This is a genomic window from Nostoc sp. UHCC 0252 (assembly GCF_034931145.1).
Taxonomy (GTDB): domain Bacteria; phylum Cyanobacteriota; class Cyanobacteriia; order Cyanobacteriales; family Nostocaceae; genus Nostoc.
Map to the genome: position 1 here is coordinate 1 of NZ_JAYGHE010000093.1, position 26,106 is coordinate 26,106.

General features: G+C 41.3%; 15 protein-coding genes. 9 read left to right on the plus strand and 6 right to left on the minus strand.

Annotated elements, in window-relative coordinates; all coding sequences use genetic code 11:
- From VB732_RS31625 to VB732_RS31635, 3 genes are all read right to left on the minus strand, one after another.
- The coding region (locus VB732_RS31625) for an NB-ARC domain-containing protein (RefSeq protein WP_323234804.1) at nucleotides 1–1,751 on the minus strand (1,751 nt) is incomplete at its 3' end.
- Between the two features lie 505 nt (nucleotides 1,752–2,256).
- Complete coding sequence (locus VB732_RS31630; protein ID WP_323234805.1) at nucleotides 2,257–3,276, minus strand: caspase family protein; 1,020 nt, start codon at nucleotides 3,274–3,276, stop codon at nucleotides 2,257–2,259.
- A 138-nt stretch (nucleotides 3,277–3,414) separates the two neighbouring features.
- Nucleotides 3,415–6,684 (minus strand): DEAD/DEAH box helicase, encoded by a 3,270-nt coding sequence (locus VB732_RS31635; protein WP_323234806.1) that lies wholly within the window; start codon nucleotides 6,682–6,684, stop codon nucleotides 3,415–3,417.
- Between the two features lie 123 nt (nucleotides 6,685–6,807).
- On the opposite strand from VB732_RS31635, the gene VB732_RS31640 reads away from it, so the two are divergent.
- From VB732_RS31640 to VB732_RS31665, 6 genes are all read left to right on the plus strand, one after another.
- A complete protein-coding gene (locus tag VB732_RS31640) occupies nucleotides 6,808–7,353 on the plus strand; it encodes an N-acetyltransferase (protein WP_323234807.1) in 546 nt (181 codons plus the stop codon).
- 100 nt (nucleotides 7,354–7,453) lie between these two features.
- Nucleotides 7,454–9,610, plus strand: coding sequence for a polyribonucleotide nucleotidyltransferase (locus VB732_RS31645; RefSeq protein ID WP_323234808.1), 2,157 nt, complete (start codon nucleotides 7,454–7,456; stop codon nucleotides 9,608–9,610).
- Nucleotides 9,611–10,821: 1,211 nt separating this feature from the next.
- Nucleotides 10,822–13,560 carry a cation-transporting P-type ATPase gene (locus VB732_RS31650; RefSeq protein ID WP_323234809.1) on the plus strand — a complete coding sequence of 913 codons (2,739 nt, stop codon included), beginning with the start codon at nucleotides 10,822–10,824 and terminating at the stop codon, nucleotides 13,558–13,560.
- Between the two features lie 501 nt (nucleotides 13,561–14,061).
- Nucleotides 14,062–15,036 (plus strand): L-histidine N(alpha)-methyltransferase, encoded by a 975-nt coding sequence (egtD, locus tag VB732_RS31655; protein WP_323234810.1) that lies wholly within the window; start codon nucleotides 14,062–14,064, stop codon nucleotides 15,034–15,036.
- 332 nt (nucleotides 15,037–15,368) lie between these two features.
- Nucleotides 15,369–16,706: a 5-histidylcysteine sulfoxide synthase gene (ovoA, locus tag VB732_RS31660; RefSeq protein ID WP_323234811.1), complete on the plus strand. Its 1,338-nt coding sequence runs from the start codon at nucleotides 15,369–15,371 to the stop codon at nucleotides 16,704–16,706.
- A gap of 124 nt (nucleotides 16,707–16,830) precedes the next feature.
- The gene (locus VB732_RS31665) at nucleotides 16,831–17,325 is read left to right on the plus strand and encodes a DUF427 domain-containing protein (protein ID WP_323234812.1); all 495 of its coding nucleotides are present in this window, start codon (nucleotides 16,831–16,833) and stop codon (nucleotides 17,323–17,325) included.
- Between the two features lie 29 nt (nucleotides 17,326–17,354).
- Here VB732_RS31665 and VB732_RS31670 read toward each other — a convergent pair whose 3' ends face one another.
- The 3 genes from VB732_RS31670 to ilvC all read right to left on the minus strand — a co-directional run bounded on the left by VB732_RS31670 (nucleotide 17,355) and on the right by ilvC (nucleotide 21,347).
- The gene (locus VB732_RS31670) at nucleotides 17,355–18,200 is read right to left on the minus strand and encodes a sterol desaturase family protein (protein WP_323234813.1); all 846 of its coding nucleotides are present in this window, start codon (nucleotides 18,198–18,200) and stop codon (nucleotides 17,355–17,357) included.
- A gap of 201 nt (nucleotides 18,201–18,401) precedes the next feature.
- Complete coding sequence (locus tag VB732_RS31675; protein WP_323234814.1) at nucleotides 18,402–19,943, minus strand: glycine betaine ABC transporter substrate-binding protein; 1,542 nt, start codon at nucleotides 19,941–19,943, stop codon at nucleotides 18,402–18,404.
- Nucleotides 19,944–20,351: 408 nt separating this feature from the next.
- The gene (gene ilvC, locus VB732_RS31680) at nucleotides 20,352–21,347 is read right to left on the minus strand and encodes a ketol-acid reductoisomerase (protein WP_322697670.1); all 996 of its coding nucleotides are present in this window, start codon (nucleotides 21,345–21,347) and stop codon (nucleotides 20,352–20,354) included.
- A 228-nt stretch (nucleotides 21,348–21,575) separates the two neighbouring features.
- Here ilvC and VB732_RS31685 point away from each other — a divergent pair, with 228 nt between their 5' ends.
- From VB732_RS31685 to VB732_RS31695, 3 genes are all read left to right on the plus strand, one after another.
- Complete coding sequence (locus VB732_RS31685; RefSeq protein WP_323234815.1) at nucleotides 21,576–22,499, plus strand: DUF4349 domain-containing protein; 924 nt, start codon at nucleotides 21,576–21,578, stop codon at nucleotides 22,497–22,499.
- Nucleotides 22,500–22,733: 234 nt separating this feature from the next.
- The gene (locus VB732_RS31690; protein ID WP_323234816.1) at nucleotides 22,734–24,089 is read left to right on the plus strand and encodes an NAD(P)/FAD-dependent oxidoreductase; all 1,356 of its coding nucleotides are present in this window, start codon (nucleotides 22,734–22,736) and stop codon (nucleotides 24,087–24,089) included.
- Nucleotides 24,090–24,201: 112 nt separating this feature from the next.
- Nucleotides 24,202–25,437 (plus strand): LL-diaminopimelate aminotransferase, encoded by a 1,236-nt coding sequence (locus tag VB732_RS31695; RefSeq protein ID WP_323234817.1) that lies wholly within the window; start codon nucleotides 24,202–24,204, stop codon nucleotides 25,435–25,437.
- The last annotated feature ends 669 nt before the right edge of the window (nucleotides 25,438–26,106 follow it).

Consider the following 26,106-nt stretch of genomic DNA (forward strand, 5'->3'; position numbering starts at 1 on the left):
AGCTCCGCTTGTGGCCAGTCTCGGCGTTGCATTGCAATCACTCCTTGCAACCGAATTGCAACACCCTTGTCCCGACGGTTGCCGCCCCGCTCCATCGCCTCCGCCACCTGAGCCGCCCAACTTGCTGCCCGATCTGTCTCCCTCCGATTGTAGTAAATCCAGGCAACACTAGAGGCACCCCCACTAACATCGCTCCACTGACTCAGCGCCTTTCCTGCCTGATATCGCCACTCACCCAAGCGCACCCCCTCATCCCAGTAGCCTCGAAAGAAGAGGAAGTTAGACAAAGCGTTTTCTAAATCGATGAGCATCTGGGCAGCCTGTCGGTCTTTCAATGCACCGGGGATACCAGCCATCTCCCGCAGGGTTGTCGCCACGCCCTCTAAGTTCTGCCACTCGGCTTCGAGCTTATCATGGGTTTTGTAGGCATTTTTGTCGTTACCCCCGTACTTCTGGGCAAAGTCCACCCAGTAGCGGAGAACTTTGCGTTGGGCGGCAGAATCAAACCGAATTCCACTCGCTGGGGGTGCAGTCCCGACAGTATCCGTTCCGTCCACAGCTGCCCGGATATATGTACGGGTGAGGGGGTGCAGTCCAAACCGTTCTCCATCCAAGTCATTCACCAAAGATAGTGTTACCAACCGCTCTAAAGAAACGTGGATCTCGGTGATGGCTAAATCTGTAGCATCTGCCAGTGCTGCGGTTTTTGCTGGTGTCAGGAATACAACTAGGGCAGATAACACTGTGCGATCGCTCTCAGAGAGAGTTTGGGCAGCATCGGCAAACAGAAACCCGTAGAGATCGGGAGATTTGGCAGCATTCCGCAACCGCTCTAGGGCATCACTGATCGAGTAGCCTTTGTGTGCCACCTGTCCCAATGTCCAATCCAGCGCTAGGGGATTGCCACCAGACGCTTCATATAAAGCGGTCAATATCTCTGGCTTCGTGGCGTTTAGTTCCTGGGCTAGATGGGTGTGCGATCTTCCCTTCTCTGTCATTAATTCCAAAGCTTCTGCCTCTAAGAGACGATCTAAGCGGATGGTGACAGCGCTTTCCCCAGTGCGGCGGCGGCTGGTGATGATGGCTTTGTTGGGGGTGGGCAGTTTCCGCACAAACTCGGCAATCATATCGCGTTCTTCTGCATTCAGCGTTTCCAAGTTGTCCCAAATTAATAGGGTGCGCCGTCCCCGCAGCGCATCGAGAAGGGCGCGGCGGCGTTCTTTGGCATCAGTCATTTTCACAATGTCTGTCTGTCCCAACTCCTTGGCAAATTCCCGGCAGAAGCTATCGAGAGAAGACAGAGCAAGGGTTTCTTCCCGTACTCCTTCAGCTGAGAGCCAGGTAGTCTTGGCAGAAACAAACAGGTAGGCATCAAATAAGGCTTGCTTACGGGCTAGGTGTGCTACTTCCAGTGCTAACGCCGTTTTGCCCATACCACCAATACCATCGATCGTCACACCCCAACCGCGCTCGTCTGGTGAAAGTGCCTCCAAACAACGGGCGATTTCTTGTTTGCGTCCCACAAACACATGGTTATAGCGGGGCAGGTTATCGGGCAAACTTTCTGGGCGCTTTCCCTGTAACTGGCTTAATCGCGCCTCTAAGCTAGTGACTTCTTTTTGTTTTTCTTCTAGTTCGATTTGCAAATCTACTGGAACTCTAATCCCATAACTAGCTTTTTCCTCCTCTAATATCTGGAGGGCGCGACGAGCGCGGTTAAGAGTTCGCTGTAATGCTTCTTGATTATCCATAAGGTTATATAAAAAATAAATCTAATATTAATACGCTGCACACTAGGGAGATCCCCCTAAATCCCCCTTAAAAAGGGGGACTTTAAGAAACTCTCTTGCCCCACTTTTTAAGGGGGGTTGGGGGGATCAAAAGCCTGTGGGGTAACTTTAGTCTTTCACAGTATCTCCCAGAACTCGGCGATTCGTGTTCAGAACTCGGCGATTCGTGTTCGGAACTCGACAGTTAGCGTTCAGAACTCGGCGATTCGTGTTCGGAACTCGACAGTTAGCGTTCAGAACTCGGCGGTTTGTGTTCAGAACTCTGAAGTTCGTGTTCAGAACTCGGAATGAGAAAAATCATCGTCGGATAAGTAACCACGCAAAATTAATTACAGTCATTGCGAGCGAAGCGTTCGCGGAGCGTCTCGTAGAGATAGCAATCCCAGCCCTTGCGATTGCTTCATTTCGCTTCGCTACATTCGCAATGACTTTGTGTAATTAATTACGTTTACCTACTTATATTCGCTTAATCCAACCCTGTTCTTTGATGCCGGGACTCTAATTCAATTACCTGGCGGCGTTTCTCTTCTAATTCAATCTGCAAATCCACTGGAATACGAATGCCAAAGGAAGCAGCTTGTTCTTCCAAAATTGCTAAGGCTCGTTTTGCTCTTGCTAATGCAGGTGTTACCACTTGTTGATCTGTCATAATTTGCAAATCTGGGACTGTAGTTGAGCTTGGTAGTCCTTTCCCTCCCCGAAGCATGGCAATAGGAAAATCTTCCATCGCCGTATCAAAAAACGGAGTCTGTTCTGCCTGACGTTGGGTTCTGGCACTCTCTGGAACGGTTTTACCCAAATGATTGATCAGATTTGAGAGCATAACTTTGGAATCGCCTGGTTGATTAGCCGCTCCCCGCAATGCCTCAATTAGATGATAAGTGTAGAGACTCATGGTTCCATCAGGACGTATCCAAGAAACCTGATTGCCTCTGGAAGACGTAAACACCGCCCTTCCTTCGCCCTGCTTCAAGGCATCGACTACACCCTTGGGCAATGCCGTAGCGATAAAATCAGCAGGTAGTTCGCCTTTAGAAGTAGCCATACCCTCTGCATGGCAACTATCAATTACCACCCACAATCGCTTTGCTTGAATCTGCCGCAAAGCTTGAGTAAATTCTTGGGCAGATAGGGCGGTGTTAGCAATGTCTGTGGAATTGAAGTCATGTTGCAGCAAATAATAAGATTGACTTGATAAGTCAAAGCACCCATGACCAGAGTAAAAAACTACAATTGTTGCATCTTTATCAGCAGCCTTTTCCTTTAACCACGTTAATCCATCTAAAATTTCACTGCGCGTTGTCTGTTCATTCTGCAATAAGCGAATATGTTCGGAATCATCTAGATAGGCACACAAGTTTGGATCGGTTAGTACTGCTTTCAGGGCTTGTACATCTTTAACTGTGACAGGCAATGAATATCGAGATTCGGCTGTTCTGCCAACCCCAATTAACAACGCATAACCGTGGGCAAAGTGATTCGACATGATGGCACAGGGTAAAGAAGAAGGTGTGATATTTTTCAATATCGCATATTTAATCTAGTGGTCTGTCCCATTAATTTTGCGAGGTTTTTAGTGAGCGCTTTAGCGCTCAAATCAAGGACTAAAGTCCTTACTACAAACTTATTCTGCATCATCGTCAATTACTGCACTGCGATCTAGTATTAGTAAGTTGCGGAGTTGGTCTGTATCTAGTTCAGTCAACCATTCTTCACCAGCACCTACAACTTGTTCAGCCAATTGTTTTTTACTTTCAATCATGTCATGAATTTTTTCTTCTAAAGTGCCTGTGCAAACAAATTTATGTACTTGCACATTCCGGGTTTGACCAATCCGAAATACTCGGTCTGTGGCTTGATTTTCTACGGCTGGATTCCACCATCTATCAAAGTGGAATACATGATTTGCTCGTGTTAAATTCAATCCGACTCCACCCGCTTTCAGAGAAAGAATCATAATCGGTGGCCCTTGAGGATCGTGTTGGAAACGGTCGATCATTTCCTCTCGTTGTTTTTTGCTGGTGCTGCCATATAAAAAGAATATTTCTCGCCCAAGCTGTTTTTCTAAATAGGGTTTTAGTAACTTACCCCACTCAGCAAATTGTGTGAAAATTAAAGCGCGATCGCCTTCTGCTAAAACTTCTTCTAACATTTCTTCTAGACGCAGAAGTTTGGCTGAATTATGTTGCTCTAATGTCGCCTGTTTCAAGTATTGGGCTGGATGATTGCAGATTTGTTTGAGTTTGATTAATAAAGCCAAAATCATCCCCCGGCGTTGCAATCCTTCAGCAGATTCTATCTCTACTAAAGATTGTTCTACAACTTGTTGATAAAGTGCGGCTTGTTCACCAGTTAAACCACAAAATACGGTCATTTCTTGCTTATCTGGTAAATCTTGAATGATGTCGCGATCGCTTTTCAATCGCCGCAGTATAAATGGTTGCACTAATGAACGTAATTGAGTCAAAGAAGCGGTATCACCATACTTTTCAATTGGCATGGCAAATCGACGCTGGAAAAATTGCTTATTCCCTAAATACCCAGGATTGAGAAAATCTAAAATAGACCAGAGTTCTTGCAGTCTATTTTCTACTGGTGTTCCCGTCAATGCAATGCGAAATGTCGCTTCTAATTCCCGCACTGCTTTTGACTGTTTCGCCTCTGGATTTTTCACATTCTGGGCTTCATCTAAAACTATTATCTGCCAAGATACACTTTGCAATGATTTGATATCTCGATGAAGAAGTGAGTAGCTGGTAACGATTAAATCATGTTTTTTTACGGCTTCTAAAAATGCTTTTCCTTTTGGGCGTTTGTCACCGTGATATTGCAAAATTTTCAGGCTTGGTGCAAATTTATTGACTTCTCTTTCCCAGTTACCTAAAACAGAAGTTGGACAAACTAAGAGAGTTGGATTTTCTAGTGTATACTGTTCTTTAAGATGTAGCAAAAAAGCGATAAACTGCACGGTTTTACCGAGTCCCATATCGTCGGCGAGACACGCACCTAAGCCCCAACGTTCCAAGAATGACAGCCAAGCAGCACCTCGTTCTTGATAAGGTCGCAACTGTCCTTTAAAGCCTGCTGGTGTCGGTAAAGGTGCGATCGCTTGATTATTGCTTAACGCCCCAATTAACTCTTGCAATGCCCCAGATGCCTCAAAGCTGACCACTGGTAATTTTTCTATTACCTGGGTATCCCCTGTACTAAAACGCAAGGCATCTTCCAAGGAAAGCGCCATTTGGTCTTTGCGAGTGGTAAAAAATGTTTGGGCTGTTTTGATATCTTGAGGCCGCAATTCCACCCACTCACCGTTAATTTCTACTAGCGGACTATTTAAAGCCACAAGTTTATCAAACTCAGCTTTAGAAATAGTTTGTCCGCCAATTGCCAATTGCCATTGGAAATTTAGTAGACTCTGCAACCCCAAACGTCCCTGCTTTTTCTTTGGGGTTTCGGCTGAAATTTTCAAACCCAAACGATTCGCCCATCCTTCGCGGTTCGCCAAACTAGGAGGCAAAATTACTCCCAAACCACTGTCTTCTAACCTCCAAGCTACAGCTTTGATAAACTCATAAGCTTGCATGGGGGTGATCCGAGAAGATTGGGGATATTCGGTTTCAAAGCTGGGTGCGATCGCTGGATATAATCGAGAAGCTAGCCCCAAACCTCGCAAAAATGTTTCCTGTGGTTGCTCAATTGTCCGATTTTCATAAACCAATCTTTCAACTGGATTGTTCCAAATAGTTGCCGCATCTACCACAAATTCAGAATCGTCAGCTGCTTGCAGAAAATACGCTAACGTCCAATCTGTTTCGCCAGACTCTGGAGAACGCAGTTGAAAACAAGTACGAAATAGAGTTTTAAGAGTTAATTGGTACTGTAGCGGCATCGTCCAAGCCTTCAGTGCCGCTTCCAGTCGTTCCACTTCAATAGCATCTGCGTTAACTGTATGAGATGCACTAGTTAAAGCTTGCAACCACTGTCGTACCCCACCTGGTAAAGATGCGATCGCCTTAGCTTCCATTGGAGGTTGAGAACTTACCATTTCTCGGACTTGAGTATCTATCGTACTGTTGAGAAATCCCAAAAGTAATTCTTGAGGTTCGGCAGGAAAGTCTATATATATTAGGCATTCAGCATGGTTATTTTCCTTGTCCCCTTGTCCCCTTGTCTCCTTGTCTCCCCCGTCTCCCTGATAAGTACGACAAACCAACGGCATATTCGCAGAAAATCTTTCTAGGCGAGTTCCATCTACAGCACTGTCTAGAAGTACTTGCCATTTAGCAGCAAATGCACCGTCTGATTGTCTGTCAATTCTTGGTAAAAACTTACACCGCGAGATTAAATCTAAACTCCATCGGGAAACTTGCGACCAAAAACGTAAATCTCCTCCTAAAAAGGCATCTTCCCCTTTTGCAGCATTTAGGGGAATAGCAGCGAGAAATTTTACTGCTTCGCTGGGGTTAAGACAAAAACCCTCAACTCGCCACGGGTGCAAATATTGCGGGGAGTCTGTTTCTAATCCCAAGCTGGCAGAATGTACGGGGAAAATTGCAGATGTTCCTTCTACATTGTTTTCAGAGATATGAGTTGGTAGCGCAATGATTTGCGAATGCGTTGGTAATTTTATCTCAGTCGGACTGGCGGCTTTACGTGTTCGTCCAGTAGTTGCGATCGCAACTTGAGGTTTCTCGATGAAGTTGGTAATCGCCATGTTCTGGGAAACCAACCACTCGCTTAACTCCACTGATGTCATTGCCAATGGATGTACTGGGATATCTCCAGATGCATTAAGCTCATAATTCGCTCGTAGCGATCGCCACGTTTCTCCCCAAATAAATAAACAACCCTTTTGACTTTTGAGTAACCAATTACCGTGTAAAATCGCCATTTGCTAACTACTCAGATTTTCGTAAAATTAAATAATTTAACTCGCAAAAACTCTATTTATTCAATTTTTTCAATAACATTTATAATAATTTCAAATCAGTTTTATGCATAAACATTATTGATAATGGATTTTCCTCTAGTTAAAGTTATCAAAAATAACATAACAGTAGAATTAGATTATATGCATCCTCAAGAACAAGAGGTTGTAAGAGCATTACTAAATGTTGTAATTATTGAAGGTAAAACTTATCCCCAAAAGCAACCTCTATCTCCGGCAGAATTTTCAACTTACTGGTTAAGCAAAGATGCCTTTGTTGTCAGGACATCTGGTAAGGATGCTACACACAAGCCAATAGAAATATTAGGGGCGTTTTATTTAAAACCAAACTTCCCTGGTCGGTGTTGCCATATTTGCAACGCTGGTTTTATTGTACAACCTGGGTTACGCGGTCAGGGCATTGGGCGATTCATGGGGGAGGCTATGCTCTTGATAGCAGCAAACCTGGGCTACGAAGCAGTAATGTTCAATTTGGTCTTTGAAACTAATATACCTTCAATTACCCTTTGGCAATCGTTAGGATTTGAGATTATTGGACGAATCCCGCGTGCGGCGAAGCTAGGGGATGAACAAGTGGTAGATGCGCTGATGATGTATCGTGCTTTGGGTTGAAGACTTCTCTATCTTTGTATGTACTAGAAGTCAGCCCTAGTGCATAAATGTTAGGATTGCCACAGAAAGAGAATAGCGAAAGAGAAGGAAAAAGAACTGAATGGCAGAAGTTGATAAGTCAATATCCTTCGATGGCAGGGATATTCGACTGAAAGTAGGCTTACTAGCTCCCCAGGCAGGTGGGTCGGTTTTGATAGAATCAGGGGATACATCCGTTTTAGTGACAGCTACGCGATCGCAAGCCAGAGAAGGCATTGATTTTCTTCCCCTCACTGTAGATTACGAAGAAAGGTTGTATGCAGCTGGTAGGATTCCCGGCGGGATCATGCGGCGCGAAGGTCGTCCACCAGAAAAAACAATTCTCACCAGCCGTCTTATAGACCGTCCCATGCGTCCCTTGTTCCCCTCATGGTTACGGGATGATCTGCAAATTATCGCCTTAACGCTATCGATGGACGAGTTGGTTCCACCCGATGTACTAGCAGTCACAGGCGCTTCCATCGCTACCCTGATTGCTCAGATTCCTTTTAATGGGCCAATGGCAGCAGTTCGCGTTGGTTTAGTGGGAGATGATTTCATTATTAACCCCACTTATGCAGAAACTGAAGCCGGAGACTTGGATCTGGTAGTAGCAGGTTCACCACATGGCGTAATCATGGTGGAGGCGGGAGCCAATCAGTTGCCAGAACGAGATATCATCGAGGCGATTGACTTTGGTTATGAAGCAGTGCGGGACTTAATCAAAGCGCAGCAAGATTTAGTAGCAGAACTGGGCTTAGTGATAGTGCAAGAAGCACCACCAGTAGTAGACCAGACGCTAGAAAATTATATCCGCGATCGCGCTAACGGTCAGATTAAGAAAATTCTCTCTCAATTTAACTTCACCAAACCCGAACGCGATGCAGCTTTAGATGTCGTCAAGGATGAAATTGCCACGACGATTAAGGAACTTCCAGAAGAAGATCCAATTCGAGTTGCTGCAACTGCAAATAGCAAAGCACTTGGTAACACTTTTAAAGATATTACTAAGTACTTCATGCGGCGGCAAATCATCGAAGATAACGTTCGCGTTGATGGTCGTAAACTCGATGAAGTACGTCGTGTTTCTTGTTCAGTTGGTGTCTTACCAAAGCGAGTCCACGGTAGCGGTTTATTTAACCGGGAGCTAACTCAGGTATTATCTACTTGTACTTTAGGTACACCTGGGGATGCTCAAAACCTCAACGATGATATGCAGTTAGACCAACATAAGCGTTATCTGCATCATTACAACTTCCCGCCGTTCTCAGTCGGGGAAACCAAGCCAATGCGTTCACCAGGAAGGCGTGAAATCGGTCACGGGGCATTAGCAGAGCGATCGCTAATTCCTGTGTTACCCTCAAAAGAACAATTTCCCTACGTGATTCGCATCGTATCGGAAGTACTTTCTTCCAACGGTTCCACCTCAATGGGTTCAGTCTGCGGTTCCACCCTCGCCCTGATGGATGCTGGTGTACCAATTATCAAACCCGTCAGTGGCGCAGCAATGGGTCTGATTAAGGATGGGGACGAAGTGCGAATCCTCACCGATATTCAGGGCATTGAGGACTTTTTGGGCGATATGGACTTCAAGGTTGCTGGGACGGATACCGGAATTACCGCCTTGCAAATGGATATGAAAATCCCCGGTTTGTCTTTGGAGGTTATTTCCCAAGCCGTCCACCAAGCCAAAGCAGCTAGGTTGCACATTCTGGAGAAAATGCTCGCCTGCATTGACACACCACGGATAGAAACCTCACCTTATGCCCCACGTCTGTTAACAATCAAGATTGATTCAGACATGATTGGTCTGGTCATCGGGCCTGGTGGTAAGACTATTAAGGGGATTACCGAAGAAACTGGTGCAAAAATTGACATCGAAGATGATGGCACGGTAACAATTTCGGCTGTGGATGAGAACAAGGCGAAGAGAGCCAGAAACATCATCCAAGGCATGACTCGCAAGTTACACGAAGGGGATGTCTATGCAGGACGCATTACTCGGATTATACCCATAGGTGCATTTGTGGAATTTCTGCCTGGGAAAGAAGGGATGATCCACATCTCACAACTAGCTGACTACCGCGTTGGCAAAGTTGAGGATGAAGTAGCGGTGGGCGATGAAGTGATTATCAAAGTCCGTGAAATTGATAACAAAGGTCGGATTAATCTCACTCGCTTGGGTATCCACCCAGATCAAGCAGCAGCAGCACGAGAAGCGGCGGCGGTGAATCGGTAACTCGATTTGGATTTTAGATTTTATCTAAAATCCGCGATGCCTACTGTGAAGGCATCGCTGTTTGCTTCTCAAAATTATTTGCACGAAATTTATTAAAACTCCTACTTGTAAATCTCTTTGATGACTATAAAAGATAAGTAACTAAACTTAAATAAATTAAAGTTTGTAGTAAGGACTTTAGTCCTAATAATCCTACTTTTGAGTGATTTATATCATGTCCGGCAAATTACTTGTGATATGTCATTGCGAGTGCAACGAAGTGGAAGGAAGCAATCGCAAGGCTTTTGGGATTGCTTCACTTCGTACCCTGCGGGAACGCTAAGGGCAAACGCAATGACAATTATTTAACCGGACATGATATTATCCCTCAAAAGTAGGTTTTTATTTTTTAATTTTAACTACCTACTTAATACTATATAGAATCGTAGGTTGGGTTGAACGAAGTGAAACCCAACAAAGCCTTGATAATGTTGGGTTTCGTTCCTCAACCCAACCTACGCCTACTAAAAAGCTTGCAATCTCTAAGTTTTTTAATTGCGAATTGGTATAATACACCCTACAATACCGATCCCAGTTACGTGAGGTACAGATAATATTTTGAAACGCAAAGGGACGCAAAGTAAAGCGCAGAGGTACGCAGAGATTTGTACCTCAGCAGACTAGGAAAAGCTATATCCCTCTTCTGTCACTTTCCGGGAGGGCGATCGCTAGAAGCCTGATGAGGCAATCAATACAAGCTATACTATTAGGAAAAAATCGGTCTTGTATTTGTTATTAGAAAATAAGAGCGCGATCGCAGGTTATACAAAAGCTCTAGAATTCAGAAATGGCAAAAGTTTTCGGAGAGTGACAGAAGAGGGATATTAATCAAATAGTAATCATGTATAAAAAGATACGCTTAAAATTAGTAATATCTTGTTATAAATATCCCTCCAACTTCCCTCAAAAACTTTGCTTTAATTTCGTACTTTTGAAGGATGGACGCTTCATCACAAGAAGATAAAAATAGACTTTTATTTAGATTTTAATTAGCTTGTCACTTTTGAATCACATTTATTTTTTATAGTTTTAATGTTTAGTTAATAAACAAATGGCTATAACGGTTCTCTTTTACGTGAGATACACCCATACAATCTTGTTCCGCATCTAAATAGAAACCGCCATAACATTCAGGCTTTACTCTCCTGATTCTCAATCTTGAGGCAAACAAAATGACAGCAACATCTGAAAAAAGCATGCAGCCACAGCAATGGCACAACTTACCTGAATCAAATGTGGCTCGGCATTTAAACACAAATCTAGAAACAGGTTTGACTTCAGATGAGGTGACAAAACGACGCGAACGTTTTGGTTCTAATGAACTCAAGGGCAAACCTGGAACAAATCCAATGTTAAGGTTTTTGTTGCAATTTAACCAACCCTTGCTCTACATTTTGCTAATTGCGGGTGCAATCAAAGCTTTAATTGGCCAGTGGGTGAATGCTTGGGTAATTTGGGGCGTAACTCTAATTAATGCCATTATTGGTTTTATTCAAGAATCGAAAGCAGAAAGTGCGATCGCAGCCTTAGCTTCTTCAGTACAAACTAACGCAACTATCCTTCGCAACGGCCAAAAGGTACAGATTCCATCAGCAGAGTTAGTACCTGGAGATTTGGTGCTACTGACTTCTGGAGATAAAGTACCAGCCGATTTGCGTCTTGTGAGAGCCAAAAATCTGCAAGTTAATGAATCAGCGCTTACGGGTGAGTCAGTCGCGATCGAAAAAAATACCCAACCCTTGAATGCAGATGCACCTTTAGCAGAACGGCACAACATGGCTTATGCGGGTAGCTTTGTCACCTTTGGTACTGCTAGAGGAATCGTAGTAGCCATTGGAGAAGCTACGGAAACCGGGCGGATATCCCAACTCATTGAGCAAGGAACCAGCCTGAAAACTCCCCTAACACGGAAATTTGATAAATTTAGCCGCACCTTGCTGTACATCATTCTAGCGATCGCCGCACTAACCTTTGCAGTCGGGCTGGGATACGGTAACTCATGGGCAGAAATGTTTGAAGCTGCTGTTGCTTTTGCTGTAAGTGCGATTCCTGAAGGATTGCCTGCTGTAGTGACGGTAACATTAGCGATAGGTGTTTCCCGGATGGCGCGGCGACATGCGATCGTTCGCAAATTGCCAGCAGTTGAAACTCTCGGCGGTGCTACAGTTATCTGCTCTGATAAAACTGGCACTCTAACTGAAAATCAGATGACTGTGCAAGCAATTTATGCAGGAGAAGAAAATTATACAGTCACAGGTGTAGGCTATGTTCCAGAGGGAGAGATTTTGTTAGATGAACAACCAATAGATTGGCATAATTTTCCTGTTTTGCAAGAATGTCTCAAAGCTGGATTGTTATGTAATGATTCACAATTGGAGACAAAAGATGGACAATGGCAAGTTGTTGGCGATCCCACAGAGGGAGGTTTGATAGTTGTTGCTAATAAAGTTGGACTGACTAGTAGCAACTTAGAACAAGAAATGCCCAGGCTGGATATTATTCCCTTTGAGTCTGAGTTTCAATACATGGCAACTTTGCATGAAGAAAGAAGTCGGAAAAATCCTTCACGAGTTAAAACTATCTATGTTAAAGGTTCAGTAGAATCTATTCTCAAACGTTGTCGGCAGACATTGGATGCTGAGGGAAATATTGTAGCAGTGAAGCCGGAAACTATACATCAAGAAGTTGATGCAATGGCTAATCAAGGTTTACGGGTGCTAGCTTTTGCAAAGAAATCGGGATCAGCAACTCAAAGTTCCCTAGAACATGCAGATATCGAAAAAGATTTGGTTTTCTTGGGATTGCAAGGAATGATCGATCCGCCTAGAACAGAAGCGATCGCAGCAGTCAAAGCATGTCAAAATGCTGGTATCCAGGTCAAAATGATTACAGGCGATCATGCAATCACAGCCAGAGCGATCGCAGAACGTATGGGTTTTAATCAAAATGGTGAAGTTCTTGCTTTCACTGGCGCTGAACTTTCCCAAATGGATAAATCAGCACTAGCGACGGCTATCGAAGATGGGGCCGTATTTGCCCGTGTTGCACCAGAACAGAAACTTCGCATCGTTGAAGCCCTCCAATCGAAAGGAGAGGTTGTTGCAATGACAGGGGATGGTGTCAATGACGCGCCAGCCCTGAAACAAGCAGATATTGGGATTGCAATGGGTGGTGCGGGTACAGAGGTGGCAAAAGAAGCCTCAGATATGATTTTGACTGATGATAACTTTGCCTCAATAGAAGCTGCCGTTGAGGAAGGGCGGACAGTTTACCGAAATTTGCTCAAAGCGATCGCCTTTATCTTACCTGTGAATGGTGGCGAATCAATGACAATTCTGATTAGTGTACTGCTTGCCAGAGAATTACCCATTTTATCTTTACAAGTTTTGTGGCTGAATATGGTTAATTCCATTGCTATGACTGTCCCTTTAGCCTTTGAGCCGAAGTCAGAAAGGGTAATGCAAAAATCACCGCGTAGCCCCCGCGAACCGTTACTTTCTAAAAGTTTAGTCCAAAGAATTTTAGTAATTTCTCTATTTAACTGGATTCTGATTTTTGGTGTATTTGAATGGACAAGACAAACTACAGGAAATATAGATTTATCCCGGACAATGGCAATTCAGGCTTTAGTAGCTGGGAGAATTTTTTATCTTTTAAGTATTAGTCAATTAGGAAGTGCGATCGTAAATAAAATTCGGGGAGTTAGACAAACAGTTAGTGATGTCTCAGCTATTGGAATTGGCATAGCTTGTACAATAATTTTGCAGATAATTTTCAGTCAGTGGAACTTGATGAATAACTTATTTTCCACTGCTCCACTGAGTTTAAATCAATGGCTAATTTGTTTTCTTGTAGGATTACCAATGATCGTAGTAGCAAGCCTAGTAAATCGCTTTGACCCTATTGATTAATGGAACTTTATAATTTCCGTAGGGGTAATTTATGAATTGCTCCTACAGCCTGTACCTGTGTTTCTCCAAACTCAAGTGAAATCGCAAATACGAGGTTATGAGGGTACTTTAGCCCCTCTGCTCTCAAATCTTGATTATAATTAACGTGGGTAAACTTCCGATCCTCACAAACCTGCAATTATTTTTAATTTAACTATAAGTTTACATAAATAAAGCTAAGTTACGATTTTTGTTATTTGTCATTTTTAATTGGTCATTGGTGATACTTTCAAAAAGTTTACCTTTAATAATATAGTTGTGTTTATTCCTAGCGACATACTTATTAGCTCACTATTAAATAAATCAACAAATATTAAATTAAGAAAGCAAACCTTATACTACTCAAGCTTGGTAGAGTTTTAGTATTTTGCTAGTATGAATTACTGAAATATAAACCTTGCTATAAAATACTAAAATATGTCATATTAAATACTTGAATTCCAAACTAAGGATATTGAAATAATGCTAGCAACATCTCTCAAAATTCTTAATGAGCATTATCAAGCTCTCAACAATGAAGGTGAAGATGTAATTAAAGGATTAATTCAAAGTCCTAAAACCCTACCTCCTAAATATTTTTACGATGATTACGGCTCGGAACTCTTTGAACAAATATGTGAATTACCTGAATATTACCCAACACGAACCGAAGCATGGATTTTGCATCAATATGCTGATGAAATAGCTCAGATAACAGGTGCTTGCGAACTGGTAGAATTAGGCAGTGGCAGTTCTACAAAAACTCTATTTTTGTTAGATGCTTACCAAAAAATTGCCAATTACTGTAGATATGTTCCCATTGATGTTAGTCACGGAATCCTGAAATCTAGCGTACTAAAACTAAAACAAAAATATCCAAATTTATTTGTTGAGGGATTAATAGGAACTTACGAACAAGCCTTGACAAAGCTAGAAACAACATTTGCATCATCACGGATGATTTTTTTCTTGGGAAGTTCTCTTGGTAATTTTAATCCACAAGAATGTAATGCTTTTTTAAGCCAAATTACTAGAGCTTTACAAGCAGGTGACTACTTCCTTTTGGGAATCGATTTACAAAAACCCAAGGAAATTTTAGAACCAGCTTATAACGATAGTCAGGGAGTAACAGCTGCTTTTAACTTAAATATCCTTTCCCATTTAAATTGGCGTTTTCAAAGCAATTTTGACCTTAATTTATTCAATCACCAAGCTATTTATAATCAAACTGATGCCCAAATTGAGATGTATCTGCATTGTCGAAAAACTCATGAGGTATCTCTAGAAGCCCTAGATTTGCAAGTTTGCTTTGCAGATGGAGAGAGCATTCTCACCGAAATTTCTCGCAAGTTTGATTTAGTAAATATGCAACAACAACTGGAGACACATGGACTTAAGACGTTGAAAACTTGGACAGATCCTAAACAGTGGTTTGGGTTAATTCTTTGTCAAGCTTAAATTTTGCTTCCTCAGAGTTTAATTTCAAAAAATATCTCTGTAAATTAGGCTTTAAACCCTAACTGATAAAGCTTATGGTTTAATCATAAATGGCACTTACTTAAAGCAAGTGGGCATTACCCAGACTAGGGTATATGCATTTCTCAATACTTAAGTAAGTGGCATTTATTCATGGATATTTATTTTCTCTACGTGAAAATAAAAACCAGCCCAGAGAAGTATAAACACAGTCTGCAATTAACCTATACTTTTAAAAAGCTTGGGTTATTAATACCCTAATTAAGGAAAATAGTTTAATTGTGTATTGTTTAAATATCAGTTAATTGACACCCATGAATAATCTACAATCTGCTAAACCTCCAAAACTTGATAGTTGTAATTCTCAAGCGATTCTCGATTACTTTGAAAATGCTTGGCAACTGGAAGATACTTTGATGAATAGCCTGGTTGGGGAAGATACATTCTATATAAATCCCGATCCTCTGAGAAATCCTCTAATTTTCTATCTAGGGCATTCGGCTGTTTTCTATATCAACAAATTAATTACCGTTGGATTATTAAAAAAGAGTATCAATCCTGACTATGAAATCCTGTTTGAAATTGGAGTCGATCCAGAGATACCAGAGGAATTGAATGAAGCGATCGCTCATTTGGAATGGCCGCAATTTGCACAAACTTGGGAGTATCGAAAACAAGCATATTCTGTAATTTCCGAAGTAATTAAAACTACCCCAATTACTCTACCAATTCATCCCAATCATCCTCTCTGGGCTTTAATTATGGGGATTGAACACCAGCGTATTCATATTGAAACCTCTTCGATGTTAATTCGCCAACTACCAATTGAGAGAGTAAAACGCCCCCAAAACTGGCAATACGCCCCTTTTAATGGTTACACTCCTCAAAACGAACTGATACGAGTTCCTGGTGGGGTAGTAAAGCTGGGTAAAGCCTTTGACGATCCAACCTATGGGTGGGATATTGATTATGGCGATCGCACTGTTGAAGTCCAACCTTTTTTAGCCAGTAAATATCTGATTACCAATTCAGATTTTGTTTATTTTGTCAAGGCTGGTGGCTACGAAAATCAAGCGTATTGGCATGAAGAATCTTGGCATTGGAAAACTGAAAACAACGTCAAATATCCCAAATTTTGGATACCTCAAAATGGCAGTTACAAGTATCGAGCCATGTTTGATGAAATCGACTTACCCTTAGATTGGCCTGTAGAAGTTAACCACTATGAAGCAATGGCTTACTGTCGTTGGCAAGATAAAGATACTCGTTTAATGAGTGAAGGCGAATATCATTTAGCAACCTATGGTAGTAGTTTCGTAGAAGATGTAGACAATTACAATGTGAATTTAAAATTTGGCTCACCTAGTCCAGTGGGAATGCTAGAAAGCGCCAAAAGCTATTCTGGATTATACGATTTACGTGGTAATGTTTGGGAACATTTGAGTGACCATTTAAATCCTTTATCAGGATATAAGCCTCATTATCTTTACGAAGACAATTCTGCTATATTTTTTGATAATAAACATCAAATGATGTTAGGAGGATGTTGGATAACTAACGGTACAGAAGCTTTAAAATATTATCGCAATTGGTTCCGTCCCAATTTTTATCAACACACTGGTTTTAGGATTGTTCAGGATATCAAGCATTAACGGTAATTAATATTAGCCCCAAATCTAGAAGGAATAGTACGAAAAATTTCCTTATAATTGAATTTAATTAATGCAAGCTCTCTTTGGATTTCAATAACAACCTAAAAACAGGAAATTATTAACTATGAGACCAAATCCTATTCCCCTACAACCCGGTCAAGAGTCAGTTTGGGATTATCCGCGTCCGGCTCGTTTAGAAGATAGCAACAAATTAATTCGGATTATTGTTAATAATATTGTTTTAGCAGAAACAAGTAAAGCTAAAAGAGTCGTAGAAACTAGCCACCCTCCTTCTTATTACATTCCTTCAGAAGACATTAAACTAGAATATCTGATAGAAACACCTAAAAAAACTTGGTGTGAATGGAAAGGCAAGTGCCAATATTATGATATAAGCATCGGTGATAAGTATATAAATAATGCTGCTTGGCGATATTTTGACCCCACACCTGATTTTGTGACGATTCAAGAATACTATGCTTTTTATCCTAGTTTGATGGATGCTTGTTATGTAAATGATGAGCTAGTTATGTCTCAACCCGGTGATTTTTACGGGGGATGGATTACTGCTGATATTGTCGGGCCATTTAAAGGTAGTCCGGGAACAATGGGGTGGTAATTTGGAAGATAAGATTAAATAGTTAATTCTCAATCTAAACTACTAGGTGACTTGATGATGAGATGCTCTAAATAAGCTATAGGAAACATCATTCCTGGTTTCTTTGTAGGAGAATTTAGTGTGTTGAATAACCTGTCCCAAAATCCTTGAATCCCATAGTTTCTCTTGAAACAACTGTGGTGAAGATCGTGAAAATCTGATGGAACAAAAAAGATTGATAATGAACTATGACCTTCTAGGTTGTAAGCATTTCCTATAATAGTCCAAGCGCATAGCTGGGTTATATCATACCCAAATATAAAGATAGGCAAAAGGTCTGTAATAGTAACAATAATATATTCAGTTAAACTCTTATGTCCAGCGACAAAACTTGATGAGTCGGCGAACTCATGATGTTTTAGATGGATTTTCTGTAAAAATTTTTTATGAAGTAAGAAATGGCAAACGTAAAAACAGAAATCAGCCAGAACTATTCTCATCAAGAACCATCCAAAGTTTAGTAGCAAGCCATTACCTCTATTTACCTCTGGTGCTAGATAGAGGATTATTAAAGCTGCTATGAAACTTCTAATTTCCCCAATAATGATACCTTTTATAGTAAAAGATGGAAAAGGTTGTTTCTTGACTTTTTTAACCCTGACATTCAGTTTTTCTGTCCAAGTATCATTGTTCTTAATTACTTTTTCTATAAATAGACCAATGCTATAAAATGACACAGAGCCAACTAGCCAGTACAAAACTACCTGAGTTATAAAGTTGAGTTCAATATCAATATTGTGCAACAGTAAGTAAAATCCCTGCTGAACAATTGTGCAACTAATAGCGATTTTTAGATAAAATTCAACTTCAAAACAGAAATCAAAAATTTTTTTCATCACTGTGTAATTATAGTAGTTACTTTATTTTATTCAATCTTTTCATCTAAGCAAGCTTTTTGTATAGGTAGAAATAAAAAATACATCCTTTTTATACCGCTTCATCTGTTTTTAAACAATATAATCAATAATTCTTTGATGGTAAAGAGCGAACATATTTATCCGGTAAGTAATTCAAAATTCTAAATTGTCTGACTTGCTTCACATTTGATTTGGTAGTTTCTTAGAGTTTAGCCACTTGCGAACAACTTCTTCAACTGGGCGAGATTGATTGTCAACTTGATAATTCATTTTTTGCATTTCTTCATTAGAAATTAACCCAGATAATTGATTAATAACTTTTCGTAGCTCTGGATGTTTTTCTAGAATTGCCTGGTTAAAGATAGGTACAGCTTCATAAGGTGGAAAGTATTTTTTGTCATCTTCTAAAATAACTAAATTCAAAATAGGAATCAAGCCATCTGTGGAATTAGCTGCTATTAAATCTACTTTCTTTTCTTTTAAAGCTTGATACATCAACCCTAACTCCATTTGTCGGGGAGGTTTGTTAAATTTTAAGCCATAGGTTTTAGCTAACCCTGGATAACCATCTTGTCGTTCTAGAAACTCATAACCAAATCCTGCTTGCATTTGAGGCGTATATTTAGCAACTTCAGAAAGGGTTTTAATTTGCCACCGTTGAGCATCTTCACCCCTGATAATCATCGCAAAGGTATTGTTAAATCCTAAACTCGGCATAACTTCTAATTTAAATTTCTGGCTGTAATCTTGTTTAATTTTTTCGTAGACTAGTTGGGGATTACTAATAGGTTTATGTTTCAGAACCGATGTGAAACTTGTCCCTGTGTATTCTACATAGCCAGATATTTGCCTTGTTTTTACAGCTTCATGACATATAAAAGTTCCACCTAAATTTAAGCGCCTATCAACCCTTAATTTGGTATGAGATTCAATTTGTTGAGCCAGTAATTCTCCTAAAATAACTTGTTCAGTGAAATTTTTAGATCCAATAATAATTGTTGGTGGCGTTAGCCAATAAGTAAAACTAATTAGTCCCCCAATTAGTAATGTTAAAATAGCCAAATAAACGGCGGTTTTGCGATTAATTTTTATAATTTTCTCTGTTTGCTGTGTCAGATTTTTTTCTAACCATCCCAAGGAAAAATCTGCACCTAACGCAATTAAAGCGGCGGGTATTGCTCCAGCTAAAATTAGCTGATTATTCAGGGTAGAAATCCCCCGAAAAATAAATGTCCCCAAACCCCCGCCGCCGATGGCTGAGGCAATGGTAGCAATTCCCACAGAAATAACTGTTGCTACTCTAACTCCTGCCAAAATCACGCCTAAAGCTAAGGGGATTTCTACTTGAAACAGTAATTGATTATCTGTCATCCCCATCCCTCGCCCAGCCTCTCGAATTGCTGGATCGACACTATTAATACCAATGTAAGTATTACGAATTACTGGGAGCAAAGCATAGAGAATTAAGGCGATAATAGCAGGAATTTTCCCAATTCCTCCAATAAATGGTACAGAAATTAGAAAGCCAAATATAGCTAAACTAGGAGTAGTTTGAATAGCGTTACTTAGCCCGATAATAGGTTGGGCGAGTTTGGGATGGCGAGTGATAAAAATGCCTGAAGGAATGCCGATGGCGATCGCTACCATCATTGCAATTACGACTAATATTAAATGTTCTCCAGTGCGGAGGAGAATTTCTAGGAAATATTGGCTCAAAAACAAAGTTATCTCCTAATACAGTTAAGTTATTGTAACCACATATATTTATAAACTCCAATAGGAGAGAAAATGCTCTCTGTCTGCTACCATCTTTCATTTTAAGCAAAAGGAAGAGGAGTATTTGCTACGAAAAAATTTGCCCAAGGGGAAGCCGTCGTGGTAGGTATAGCAATCCTAAATCATTCGTGAACAACTAGATCCCCGACTTCTTAAATAAGTCGGGGATCTGAGTCTTGTGATTTTCACAAATCAAATAGGATTGCTATATATTGCAGATTATTTTAAAACTCAAAGTAAATGATGTTATTTAAAATAGCACCTGTAGCGGCATAAAAAATAATTTTGCGTAATTTAAAACTCATTGTAGAGACGTTGCACTATAACGTCTCCACATTTAAATCCTCGTTTTGCTTAAGCTTTTTTCAACCAGCTAAACATAGCGCGTAAATCTTTACCGACTTCCTCAATTTTGTGTTCAGATTCTTTGCGACGCATGGCGGTAAATCCTGGTTTACCAGATTGGTTTTCGAGAACAAATTCTCGTGCAAATTGCCCAGATTGAATTTCGCTGAGAATCTTCTGCATTTCAGCTTTGGTTTGTTCGGTAACAATCCTTGGCCCACGAGTATAATCGCCATATTCAGCAGTGTTAGAAATGCTGTCGCGCATTTTAGCTAAACCACCTTCCACAACCAAGTCAACAATCAGCTTGACTTCATGCAGACATTCAAAATAAGCCAATTCTGGTTGATAACCAGCTTCTACCAATGTTTCAAATCCAGCTTTGATTAAAGCACTCAAACCACCGCACAATACTGCTTGTTCGCCAAATAAATCTGTTTCGGTTTCTTCGCGGAAAGTCGTTTCGAGAACACCAGCGCGAGTACCACCGATACCTTTAGCATAAGACATGGCGCGATCGCGTGCCTGACCACTGGCATCTTGATAAACTGCAAACAGCGCTGGTACGCCTTCACCACCTTCATAAGTCCGCCGTACCAAATGCCCCGGCCCTTTTGGTGCTACCATCACCACATCTACATTAGCTGGTGGTACAACTTGCCCAAAGTGAATATTGAAGCCGTGGGCAAAAGCTAACACATTCCCTTCTTCTAGATTTGGTTCAATCTCGTTTTTGTAAATCGTTTTTTGGACTTCATCAGGTAACAAAATCATGATGAAATCAGCAGCATTGGCAGCATCTGCAACATTTTTCACAGTTAACCCAGCTGCTTCAGCTTTTGCTACTGACTTACTACCCGGATATAGTCCCACAATCACATTCAAACCACTATCTTTGAGATTGAGAGCGTGGGCATGACCTTGAGAACCATAGCCGATGATAGCAATAGTTTTTCCAGCCAAAAGGTCTAAATTGGCATCTTCGTCATAATACATCCGGGCCATAGAAGCATCTCCTGTCAGCAAGCATCGTCATTAATTCGCAGGCTTACGATTGTACCTCAAATTGAGTAACCACAGATTAACTGTCAAATATTGAATTTATCCCCTTGAACTCCGGGGACTAAGGACAAATGACAAATGACTAACCCTGTTACATAAATCGCAACAATGCAAGCTTTAAGTTTTTCATCAGCAATACTGGGATTAACTTCATCCATCTGGAGGTAGATTATGTATACTTCAATTAAATTCCCGCGCACATCTGCTTTATTTATAAGTGCGTTATTGGGAGGGGTGATTTTCACTAGTTGCGCCTCTTCGGATCGATCAACAAATCAGTCTGCACCTCAAATTGCAGCCAATGGCGCGGTAAGTCAATTAACTGCTCTTGAAGACAGTGTTTCCCAAAATGCGGAAACTGCATCATCAATAGTCCGTTCTCGTCCCCAACTCATCAAAAAGGCAGCAATCTCTTTGACTGTCAACTCTGTAGAGAAGACTATTGATGCTGTTTCGCAAATTATCAATAAACAGCAAGGGGACTTGATCGGTTTGAAACAACAACAACCCAAAACCGACAACCCGCGTTACACAGCAACAATCCAATTGCGGATACCAGAGAATTTGCTGGAATCTACCCTGGAAGAACTAGCTAAATTAGGCACTGTTGAGAGTCGTAATATCACTGCCGAAGATGTGGGCGATCGCTTGGTAGATTTCCAAGCCAGACTAACGAATCTACAAAAAACTGAAGCCAATTTGCAAAAAATTATGGATCGGGCGGGTTCTGTTAGAGATGTGCTTAGTGTTGCCCAGGAGTTGAGTAATGTCAGACAAACGATAGAACAAATTAATGCCCAACTCAAAAGCCTACAAAATCAAGTAGCTTATTCCACTATTACGCTGAATTTACAAGCAGCAGTTTCCAGCACCAGTTCACAACCTGCCTTGGGTTTGCAAGTTCAGGAGACTTGGAATAAATCTACTCACTCCTTTGGTTCATTTTCCGTTGGCTTACTCAAGCTGGGTATTTGGTTAATTGTTTATAGTCCCTATTTGTTAATTTTTGCTGCTCTTATCTATGGTTTTAACCGTTGGCGGCGAACTCATTCACCACGTTTAACACAAGCACCAGAATCAACTAGTTCTGAGTAAGTTTGCATAAATTTTACATCTACCCTTGAGAAATTTACATAAGCAAAGAGTAATTCAAATATTGCCAACTCTTATTGTTTGCACCTCCATCGGGAAAATTTCTCTTTATCCTGTAGTTTTAGTTACTTTAATACTTTTTCAAAAGTAAAGAGCAATACAAAATATGTGATGACAATTTTGATACAAATTTGTTAAGAATAGTTACAATAGTCGGCATACACAATAAGATTTCTTATGGTAAATTCACTTGACAATAATCCACCACATCAAGTAGTTATTGTTGGCGGTGGTTTTGGTGGACTTTATGCGGCAAAAACACTCGCCAAGGCAGCCGTAAACGTTACTCTGATTGATAAACGTAACTTTCATCTATTTCAACCCCTCCTATACCAAGTCGCCACAGGTGCGCTATCTCCTGCGGATATCTCCTCACCGTTGCGTTCTGTCCTCAGCAAGAGCAAGAATACGAAAGTGCTGCTGGGAGAGGTGAATAATATTGATCCAGAAGCAAAACAAGTGACTGTGGGCGACGAAGCAATAGCTTACGATACGTTGATTGTTGCCACAGGTGCAAAGCATTCCTACTTTGGCAAAGACAACTGGGAAGAATTCGCCCCAGGCTTGAAAACTGTAGAAGATGCCATAGAGATGCGTAGCCGGATTTTTTCAGCCTTTGAAGCCGCAGAAAAAGAAACCGATCCAGAAAAACGTCGGGCTTGGTTAACCTTTGTAATTGTGGGTGGTGGCCCTACTGGTGTAGAGTTAGCTGGCGCGATCGCAGAATTGGCAAATCAAACTCTCAAAGAAGATTTCCGCAACATCGACACCTCAGAAGCCAAAATTTTGCTATTAGAAGGGCTTGATCGGATTCTGCCACCCTTTGCACCAGAGTTATCACAAGAAGCGGAAGCATCCCTGACACGCTTGGGTGTGGTTGTCCAGACAAAAACACTGGTAACGAATATTGAAAATGATACTGTTACCCTCAAACAAGGCGATGAAGTTAAAGAAATTGCCTCAAAAACGGTATTATGGGCAGCAGGCGTAAAAGCTTCAGCAATGGGAAAAGTGCTAGCAGAACGCACAGGTGCTGAGTGCGATCGCGCTGGACGGATTATCGTTGAACCTGACTTGAGTATTAAGGGACATCCCAATATTTTTGTAGTTGGCGACTTAGCAAATTTTTCTCATCAAAATGGTAAACCGTTACCCGGTGTTGCACCTGTAGCCAAGCAAGAAGGTGAATATGTCGCAACATTAGTCCAACAGCGACTTGCAGGTAAAAGTTTGCCACCCTTTGCTTATACCGATCATGGTAGTTTAGCGATGATTGGGCACAATTCTGCTGTAGTCGACTTGGGCTTTATGAAGCTGAAAGGTTTCGTTGCATGGTTGTTTTGGCTGGTGATTCACATCTACTTCTTAATTGAATTTGACAACAAATTAGTAGTAATGATTCAGTGGGCGTGGAATTATTTCACCCGGAATCGCGGAGCAAGATTGATTACAGGTAAAGAAACCCTCACGGAATTTGTAATTAGCGATCGCAACAATTATTCAGCCGATAGTAAACAGCCGGTAAATGTCTAATTTGTCATTAGTTATTCTCCCCCTGCTCCCTCATCCCCACTCCCCATAACAAAGTTATCGCCCTCATAAATTAGCAGTAAGCTATTTGAGGGCGTTTTTCATAATCCACATAATGGCAACTATTAACGACAACTACCTGAAACTGAAAGCAGGTTATCTGTTTCCAGAAATTGCTCGGCGGGTGAATGCCTTTGCAGAAGCGAATCCTGATGCTAAAATCATCCGGCTGGGCATTGGCGATGTTACCGAACCTCTGCCGGAGGCTTGCCGCGCAGCGATGATTAAAGCTGTGGAAGAAATGGGCGATCGCAATACCTTCAAAGGCTACGGGCCAGAACAAGGCTACGCTTGGTTACGGGAGAAAATTGCTACTCAAGATTTCCAAGCACGGGGAGCCGATATCGATGCTTCCGAAATCTTTATCTCCGATGGTTCCAAGTGCGACACGGGCAATATTCTGGAAATCTTTGGACATGACAATCTAATTGCCGTTACTGACCCAGTTTATCCCGTATACGTAGATACTAACGTTATGGTGGGAAATACGGGAGATGCCAACGATAAAGGCGAATTTGAAGGCTTAGTTTATCTACCAATTACGGCTGATAACAACTTTACCGCCGAAATTCCCTCAAAGAAAGTCGATTTAATTTATCTCTGCTTTCCCAATAACCCCACTGGCGCAACTGCTACCAAGGAATATCTCAAAGCATGGGTAGACTATGCCAAAGCTAATAACTCGATTATTTTCTTTGATGCAGCCTACGAAGCTTATATTACCGATCCGTCGATTCCTCACTCAATTTATGAAATTGAAGGTGCAAGAGATGTTGCGATCGAATTTCGGTCTTTCTCCAAAAACGCAGGTTTTACAGGAACTCGTTGCGCCTTAACCGTTGTACCGAAGACACTCACAGGAAAAGCCGCCGATGGTTCCGATGTGGAACTGTGGAAACTCTGGAATCGCCGCCAGTCTACCAAGTTTAATGGCGTTTCTTACATCGTTCAACGGGGAGCCGAAGCGGTTTACTCTGAAGAAGGGCAAGCACAAATCAAAGCATTGGTTAATTTCTATCTAGAAAACGCCAAAATTATCCGCGAGAAACTTACAGCCGCCGGATTATCAGTGTATGGTGGCGTGAATGCACCTTACGTTTGGGTGAAAACGCCTAATGGTTTATCCAGTTGGGAATTCTTTGACAAGTTGCTGCAAACTGTCAACGTTGTAGGGACACCTGGTTCTGGCTTTGGGGCTGCGGGTGAAGGTTACTTCCGCATTTCGGCGTTTAACAGCCGGGAGAATGTGGAAGAAGCGATGAAGCGGATTGCTGAGAAGTTTAAGGTGTAGAGCGATCGCTTTTGTTAAACTCAATCTATTAATCTAAAGGTTACGGTGGGCTGGATTATCCACCGCAACCTGATAGATAATTAATTTAACTTAGCTTAATCATATTCTGGTTATGACCGACAAAGACTCATGATGCAGTGCAACTAAATTTATTTATAAAGCTCATTAGTTTTGAATTTTGAGCGATCGCGTAGCATCTCATAGAGAAGCGACGTTACTGCTGTCATTAAAGGCAAAACAGCTTATAGCTTTTCCTAGTCTGCTGAGGTACAAATCTCTGCGTACCTCTGCGCTTTACTTTGCGTCCCTTTGCGTTTCAAAATATTATCTCTACCTCACGTAACTGGGAATCGCTATATCTCCAAAGGGACATTAGCTCATCCTCGTAGCTTCTTATGTACCTGCGCCAGATACCACATATAATCTTCAATTTTATAATTATCAGCAGCTTTAACTATATTAGGACTTACGCAATAACTCTCTAAAACCTTATTCCTTTGCGTCCTTTGCGTCCTTTGCGGTTCGTTTTTTCATGATTTTGCGTAAGTCCTGTATATATTCGTGAGCCAAATCAACATTGTTCTCAACTTCGTAAGCTGTTACGCCTACAATTTGCATATAATAAAGATGAATGTAACTTCGGGTACAGGTTATTATGCCGGCTATTGT